The organism is Burkholderia reimsis, assembly GCF_003294055.1.
In the GTDB taxonomy this organism is placed as follows: Bacteria; Pseudomonadota; Gammaproteobacteria; order Burkholderiales; family Burkholderiaceae; genus Burkholderia; species Burkholderia cepacia.
In genome coordinates this window covers 1-869 of record NZ_QMFZ01000123.1, presented here as the reverse complement: position 1 = coordinate 869, position 869 = coordinate 1, and the positions used below count along the sequence as shown (strand labels likewise).

Below are 869 nucleotides of genomic sequence, written 5' to 3'. Positions count from 1 at the left end.
ACCAGGAACGCGTTCTCGTTCACGCCTTCCTCGATCCGTGCACGCACGAACATGCCCGGCAGCAGCACCTTGCCCGGGTTCGGGAAGACCGCGCGGATCGTCACCGAGCCGGTGGTCTGGTCGACCGTCACGTCCGAGAACTGCAGCTTGCCCGGCTCCGAATAGGTCTTGCCGTCTTCCAGGATCAGCGACACCTTCGCCGCGCCCGGGCCGCTCGTCTTCAGGCGCCCGCTCTGCACGTCCTGGCGCAGCTTCAGCCCTTCGAGGCTCGACTGCGTGAGGTCCACATACACCGGGTCAAGCTGCTGCACCGTCGACATCAGCGTCGCCTGGCTCGCCTGCACGTACGCGCCCGGCGTCACCTGCGAGATGCCGACGCGGCCGGTGATCGGCGACACGACATCCGTATAGCCGAGGTTGATCTGTGCGGTATCGACCGCCGCCTTGCCGGCCGCGACGTCCGCCGCGGCCTGGCCTTGCGTGGCCACCGCGTTGTCGTAGTCCTGCTTGCTGACCGCGTTCGCGGCCACCAGCACCTTGTAGCGTGCGACCAGCGCGTTCTGCGTGACGAGGTTCGCCTGCGCCTTCGCGAGCGTTGCCTTTGCACTGTTCAGCGCGGCGATGTAAGGCGCCGGGTCGATCTTGTAGAGGCGCTGACCGGCCTTGACGTCGGTGCCTTCGGTGAATTCACGACGCAGCACGATGCCGTCGACCCGCGCGCGGACCTGCGCGACGAGGAACGCGCTGGTGCGGCCCGGCAGGTCGGTGAAGACCGGTACGGCTTGCGGCTGGACGGTGACGACGCCGACTTCCGGCGTTTGCGGCGGCGGTGCCGATTCTTTTTTCCCGCACGCGGCCAGGAAAACGGC

General features: G+C 67.7%; 1 protein-coding gene. It reads right to left on the bottom strand.

All coding sequences use genetic code 11. The annotated features are described in order from the left end of the window. Window positions 1-869, bottom strand: an 869-nt coding sequence (locus DPV79_RS41515; RefSeq protein ID WP_113048183.1) for an efflux RND transporter periplasmic adaptor subunit, incomplete at both ends; no start/stop codon positions are given.